A 6,059-nucleotide genomic window follows, 5' to 3' on the forward strand; every position below is an offset into this window, starting at 1 on the left:
ATGGCCGTGCAGGACCTGCTGTCCCAGGATGAGATCGATGCGCTGCTGCATGGCGTCGACGACGGTCTGGTACAGACCGAACACGCTGCCGAGCCCGGCAGTGTCAAAAGCTACGACCTGACCAGTCAGGATCGCATCGTCCGTGGACGCATGCCGACCCTGGAAATGATCAACGAGCGTTTCGCCCGCTATACCCGCATCAGCATGTTCAACATGCTGCGTCGTTCGGCTGACGTAGCGGTAGGTGGCGTGCAGGTAATGAAGTTCGGCGAGTACGTGCACTCGCTGTACGTACCCACCAGTCTCAACCTGGTGAAGATCAAGCCGCTGCGCGGCACTGCGCTGTTCATCCTTGACGCCAAGCTGGTGTTCAAGCTGGTGGACAACTTCTTCGGCGGCGACGGCCGTCACGCGAAGATCGAAGGGCGTGAATTCACGCCCACCGAACTGCGGGTGGTGCGCATGGTGCTGGAACAGGCCTTCGTCGATCTGAAGGAAGCCTGGCAGGCGATCATGCCGGTCAACTTCGAGTACATAAACTCCGAAGTGAATCCGGCCATGGCCAACATTGTCGGCCCCAGCGAAGCCATCGTGGTGTCGACCTTCCACATCGAACTCGATGGCGGTGGCGGCGATCTGCACGTGACCATGCCGTACTCGATGATCGAACCGATCCGCGAAATGCTCGACGCCGGCTTCCAGTCCGACCTGGATGACCAGGACGAACGCTGGAGCAAGGCCTTGCGCGAGGACGTGCTGGATGTGGCCGTGCCGCTGAGCGCTACCGTCGCTCGTCGTCAATTGCGCCTGCGGGACATCCTGCACATGCAGCCCGGCGATGTGATCCCGGTGGAGCTGCCGGAAGACATGATCATGCGCGCCAACGGCGTGCCGTCGTTCAAGGTCAAGCTGGGCTCCCACAAGGGCAACCTGGCGCTGCAAGTGATCGAGCCGATCGAGCGCCGTTGAACGGCGCTCCAACCTGTTTGCTGTTCAATGAATTTTTGCCCGTCGAGGACCCATGATGGCTGACGAAATTAACTCCCAGGACGACCAGGCTCTGGCCGACGAGTGGGCTGCTGCGCTGGAAGAGACCGGTGATGCCGGTCAAGCGGATATCGACGCCCTGCTGGCGGCGGATGCGGGGGCTGCGTCAAGTTCCGGGCGCTTGCAGATGGAGGAGTTCGGCAGCGTGCCGAAGAGCCACGAACCGGTCACCCTGGACGGTCCCAACCTGGATGTGATCCTGGATATCCCGGTATCGATCTCCATGGAAGTGGGCAGTACCGACATCAACATTCGTAACCTGCTGCAGCTCAACCAGGGCTCTGTGATCGAACTCGACCGCCTGGCCGGCGAACCTCTGGACGTTCTGGTCAACGGCACGCTGATCGCCCACGGCGAGGTGGTGGTGGTCAACGAGAAGTTCGGTATTCGCCTGACTGACGTGATCAGCCCCAGCGAACGTATCAAGAAGCTGCGCTAAGTGAACAAGCTGCTTGGCGTGGTTGTGCTCGGCTTGCCCCTGAGCGTCCTGGCTGCAGAGCCGGCGGCCACAGCTGCGGCCGCAGCCCCGGCAGTGGGGAGCGTCAGCGGGCAGTTGACCCAGCTGGTGCTGGGCCTGCTGCTGGTGATCGGGCTGATTTTCTTCCTTGCCTGGCTGCTGCGTCGGGTGCAGCAGGCCGGTCCCGCCGGGAAGGGGCAGGTGATCGAGCTGATCGGCTCCCGGGCCCTGGGGCCGCGGGATCGCCTGGTGCTGGTGCAAGTGGGCAGCGAGCAGATTCTGCTGGGCCTGACCCCGGGCACCATCACCCCGTTGCATGTACTCAAAGAGCCGGTGCAGGTGCCCAGTGCCGAGCAGGCGACGCCCGAGTTCGCCCAGCGCCTGATGGAGCTGTTGGGCAAGGATCAGAAGGATAAGAAGTAATGCCGTTGCGCATCATCTTGACGTTGGCACTGATGTTGGCGGCGCCGCTGGCGCTGGCGGCCGACCCGTTGTCGATCCCGGCGATCACCCTCGGCACCAACGCCAGCGGTCAGCAGGAATACTCGGTCAGCCTGCAAATCCTGCTGATCATGACCGCGCTGAGCTTCATTCCGGCGTTCGTCATGCTGATGACCAGTTTCACCCGGATCATCATCGTCTTCTCGATCCTGCGTCAGGCCCTGGGCCTGCAGCAGACACCGTCGAACCAGATCCTCACCGGTATGGCGCTGTTTCTCACCATGTTCATCATGGCCCCGGTGTTCGATCGGGTGAACCAGGATGCATTGCAGCCGTACCTGGCGGAAAAGCTCACGGCTCAGGATGCAGTGGCCAAGGCGCAGGTGCCGATCAAGGACTTTATGCTGGCGCAGACCCGCAGCAGTGACCTGGAGTTGTTCGTGCGCCTGTCCAAACGCACCGACATCGCCAGCCCCGACCAGGCACCGCTGACCATCCTGGTGCCGGCCTTCGTCACGTCCGAGCTCAAGACGGCCTTCCAGATCGGCTTCATGATCTTTATCCCGTTCCTGATCATCGACCTGGTGGTGGCCAGTGTGCTGATGGCCATGGGCATGATGATGCTTTCGCCGTTGATCATTTCCCTGCCGTTCAAGATCATGCTGTTTGTCCTGGTGGATGGCTGGGCTCTGATCATTGGTACCTTGGCGGGCAGTTTCGGCGGTGTTTAAAACCTTGTTAGCGGGTGCTCGACAATGACTCCAGAAGTCGCGGTAGACCTGTTTCGCGAAGCGCTCTGGCTGACCACCATGATGGTGGCGGTGCTGGTGGTGCCCAGCCTGCTGGTGGGTCTGATGGTGGCCATGTTCCAGGCGGCCACCCAGATCAACGAACAGACCCTGAGCTTCCTGCCGCGCCTGCTGGTGATGCTGGTGACCCTGATTGTTGCCGGTCCCTGGCTGGTGCAAACCTTTATGGAATACATCCGTCAGTTGTACGGCAGTATTCCTCAGCTGATCGGCTGAGCCGATGTCCCTGTTGGCGCTGACCGACACCCAGATCAGTACCTGGGTGGCGAGCTTCATGTTGCCGCTGTTTCGGGTTACCTCGCTGCTGATGGTGATGCCGATTTTCGGTACCACTCTGGTGCCGCGTCGTGTGCGCCTGTATTTCGCCCTGGCGATTACCGTGGTCATAGTCCCGGGCCTGCCGCCCATGCCCGAAGTGCACGCCCTGGATCTCAGTGGCCTGTTGCTGATTGCCGAGCAGATTCTGATCGGTGCGGTGCTGGGGTTTTCCCTGCAACTGTTCTTCCAGTCCTTTGTGGTCGCCGGGCAGATCGTAGCGATCCAGATGGGCATGGGCTTCGCTTCCATGGTCGACCCCACCAACGGTGTCTCGGTGGCGGTGATCGGGCAGTTTTTCACCATGCTGGTGACCCTGCTGTTCCTGGCCATGAACGGCCATCTGGTGGTCTTTGAGGTCCTTACCGAAAGCTTCACCACCCTGCCGGTGGGCGGCGGCCTGATGGTCAACCACTACTGGGAGCTGGCGGGCAAGCTGGGCTGGGTCCTGGGGGCGGCGTTGCTCCTGGTGTTGCCGGCGATCACCGCTTTGCTGGTGGTCAACATCGCCTTTGGCGTGATGACCCGGGCTGCCCCGCAGTTGAACATCTTTTCCATCGGCTTTCCCCTGACCCTGGTGCTCGGCATGGGCATTGTCTGGATCAGCCTGGCCGACATTCTCAACCAGTATCAACCGCTGGCCTCCGAGGCCTTGCAGTTCTTGCGCGAACTGGCAAAGGCGCGCTGAGCCATGGCAGAGAGCGAGAGCGGTCAGGACAAGACAGAAGAACCCACGGATAAACGCAAGAAGGACTCCCGGGAGAAGGGTGAGATCGCCCGTTCCAAGGAGCTCAACACCCTGGCCATCATGCTGGCAGGGGCGGGCGGTCTGCTGGTTTATGGGGGCGGTCTGGCTCAGGATCTGCTGGAAATCATGCGTCTGAATTTCTCTTTGCCCCGGGAAGTGCTGCTCAGCCCGGGTGCCATGGGGTTGTACCTGCTGCACTCGGGCAAGATCGCCATCCTGGCGGTGCAGCCGGTGCTGTTGACCTTGCTGCTCGCGGCCGTCATCGGGCCGATATCCCTGGGGGGGTGGCTGTTTGCGGGCAAGAGCCTGGCGCCCAAGTTCAGTCGGATGAACCCGGCCAACGGCCTCAAGCGGATGTTTTCGTTCACCGCGTTGATCGAGTTGCTCAAGGCCCTGGCCAAGTTCGGCCTGGTGCTGTTCGTGGCGCTTTCGGTGCTGTCGGCGGACATTGACGACCTGCTGCGGATCGCCCACGAACCGCTTGAGCTGGCAATCATCCATAGTGTCCAGGTGGTGGGTTGGAGCACTTTGTGGATGGCTTGCGGGTTGATCCTGATCGCGGCGGTGGATGTGCCGGTGCAGTTGTACCAGGCCCATAAGAAGCTGTTGATGACCAAGCAGGAAGTGCGTGACGAGCATAAGGACCAGGAGGGGCGCCCTGAGGTCAAGCAGCGGATTCGTCAGACTCAGCGTGAGATGTCCCAGCGGCGGATGATGGCGGCGATCCCCGAGGCCGACGTGGTCATCACCAACCCGACTCACTACGCCGTGGCCCTCAAATACGACGCCGAGAAGGGTGGGGCGCCGGTGCTGCTGGCCAAGGGCAGTGATTTCCTGGCCCTGAAAATCCGCGAGATTGCTGTGGCCCATGAGGTGATGTTGCTGGAGTCGCCGGCCCTGGCGCGCTCCATCTATTACTCCACCGAGCTTGAGGAAGAGATCCCCGCAGGTCTGTACCTGGCGGTGGCTCAGGTCCTGGCCTACGTCTACCAGATTCGCCAGCACCGCGCGGGCAAGGGCAAGCGCCCGGACCCGCTCAAGGACTTGCCGATTCCTGCGGATCTGCAGCGCGACACCGCCGGCAAGCAGTCCTCGGGCGGCCCCATCGATCCTATTTAGTTCCAGACATGTAGGCGCTGGCTGGCCGGCGAATGCGCCTTGCTTATGTCAGAAAAATGGCTAATTGCCATTATTCCACCTTGCAACCCTGTCTCTTGCCGTCGACCCTGCGGCGCTTCGTTTGCCGACGAGGGCGGCTGCGCGATGCCGTTCGCAGGCAGGCTGGTTCCTCCCGGTTGAGGGCGGGATTATGCCGCTGCGGCAAAGTTGGAAGGCTTCTTGCAGTAGCCGGCCTGTGCCGCTTCAGGCGTCAAAAGTTTGCTTTACGGAACGGGGTAAATCGGTGGATCGCTCTCAGTTAATCAACACGGCTCGCAGTAACCTGGCTGACCTCGGTCGAGGCAACCTGGGTGTACCGGTGCTGTTGTTGGTCATGCTGGCCATGATGATGTTGCCGGTCCCGGCGTTCCTGCTGGACGTGTTCTTCACCTTCAACATCGCCTTGTCGATCGTGGTTCTGCTGGTCTGCGTGTACGCCCTGCGGCCGCTGGATTTCGCGGTGTTCCCCACCATCCTGCTGGTGGCCACCTTGCTGCGGTTGGCACTCAACGTGGCCTCGACCCGGGTGGTGATGCTCCACGGTCAGGAAGGTCATGCCGCTGCCGGTAAGGTGATCCAGGCCTTTGGTGAGGTGGTGATCGGCGGTAACTACGTGGTTGGTATCGTGGTCTTCGCGATCCTCATGATCATCAACTTCGTGGTGGTGACCAAGGGTGCCGGACGTATCTCCGAGGTGAGCGCGCGCTTCACCCTGGATGCCATGCCCGGTAAGCAGATGGCCATCGACGCCGACCTCAACGCCGGCCTGATCGATCAGAACCAGGCCAAGCTGCGCCGTCTGGAAGTGGCCCAGGAGGCCGAGTTCTACGGCTCCATGGACGGTGCCAGCAAGTTCGTTCGCGGTGACGCCATTGCCGGCCTGCTGATCCTCTTCATCAACCTGATCGGCGGTATGGCGGTCGGTATCTTCCAGCACAACATGACCTTTGCCGACGCCGGCAAGGTCTATGCCTTGCTGACCATCGGTGACGGTTTGGTGGCGCAACTGCCATCGCTGCTGCTGTCCACCGCGGCCGCCATCATGGTGACGCGTGCTTCGGGTTCCGAAGAGATGGGCAAGCAG

The 6,059-nt window shown here is 61.5% G+C and carries 8 protein-coding genes; all 8 read left to right on the plus strand.

From position 1 onward, the window contains the following. Entirely contained in the window at nt 1-969 is a 969-nt protein-coding gene (fliM, locus tag BLX41_RS04695) for a flagellar motor switch protein FliM (RefSeq protein ID WP_011059984.1), read from the plus strand. Nucleotides 970-1,024: 55 nt separating this feature from the next. Beyond that, complete coding sequence (fliN, locus tag BLX41_RS04700) at nt 1,025-1,486, plus strand: flagellar motor switch protein FliN (RefSeq protein ID WP_042940599.1); 462 nt, start codon at nt 1,025-1,027, stop codon at nt 1,484-1,486. Beyond that, nucleotides 1,487-1,927, plus strand: a complete 441-nt coding sequence (fliO, locus tag BLX41_RS04705; RefSeq protein ID WP_123723965.1) for a flagellar biosynthetic protein FliO — start codon at nt 1,487-1,489, stop codon at nt 1,925-1,927. Then, nucleotides 1,927-2,676, plus strand: coding sequence for a flagellar type III secretion system pore protein FliP (gene fliP / locus BLX41_RS04710; protein WP_123723966.1), 750 nt, complete (start codon nt 1,927-1,929; stop codon nt 2,674-2,676). The genes fliO and fliP overlap by 1 nt, the downstream gene beginning before the upstream one ends. A gap of 24 nt (nt 2,677-2,700) precedes the next feature. Continuing rightward, on the plus strand, nt 2,701-2,970 hold the full coding sequence (fliQ, locus tag BLX41_RS04715) for a flagellar biosynthesis protein FliQ (RefSeq protein WP_011059988.1): 270 nt from the start codon (nt 2,701-2,703) through the stop codon (nt 2,968-2,970). Nucleotides 2,971-2,974: 4 nt separating this feature from the next. Further along, entirely contained in the window at nt 2,975-3,757 is a 783-nt protein-coding gene (fliR, locus tag BLX41_RS04720) for a flagellar biosynthetic protein FliR (protein ID WP_123723967.1), read from the plus strand. A 3-nt stretch (nt 3,758-3,760) separates the two neighbouring features. Further along, nucleotides 3,761-4,936 (plus strand): flagellar biosynthesis protein FlhB, encoded by a 1,176-nt coding sequence (flhB, locus tag BLX41_RS04725; RefSeq protein ID WP_123723968.1) that lies wholly within the window; start codon nt 3,761-3,763, stop codon nt 4,934-4,936. Nucleotides 4,937-5,219: 283 nt separating this feature from the next. Then, the coding region (locus BLX41_RS34465; RefSeq protein WP_259744413.1) for an FHIPEP family type III secretion protein at nt 5,220-6,059 on the plus strand (840 nt) is incomplete at its 3' end.

The organism is Pseudomonas protegens, assembly GCF_003732485.1.
Taxonomy (GTDB): domain Bacteria; phylum Pseudomonadota; class Gammaproteobacteria; order Pseudomonadales; family Pseudomonadaceae; genus Aquipseudomonas; species Aquipseudomonas protegens_B.

What these genes read in the sequence shown, in the direction of transcription:
- fliM (WP_011059984.1), top strand. Translation starts at nt 1, where the DNA reads ATGGCCGTGCAGGACCTGCTGTCCCAGGATGAGATCGATGCGCTGCTG.
- fliN (WP_042940599.1), top strand. Translation starts at nt 1,025, where the DNA reads ATGGCTGACGAAATTAACTCCCAGGACGACCAGGCTCTGGCCGACGAG.
- fliP (WP_123723966.1), top strand. Translation starts at nt 1,927, where the DNA reads ATGCCGTTGCGCATCATCTTGACGTTGGCACTGATGTTGGCGGCGCCG.
- fliQ (WP_011059988.1), top strand. Translation starts at nt 2,701, where the DNA reads ATGACTCCAGAAGTCGCGGTAGACCTGTTTCGCGAAGCGCTCTGGCTG.
- fliR (WP_123723967.1), top strand. Translation starts at nt 2,975, where the DNA reads ATGTCCCTGTTGGCGCTGACCGACACCCAGATCAGTACCTGGGTGGCG.
- flhB (WP_123723968.1), top strand. Translation starts at nt 3,761, where the DNA reads ATGGCAGAGAGCGAGAGCGGTCAGGACAAGACAGAAGAACCCACGGAT.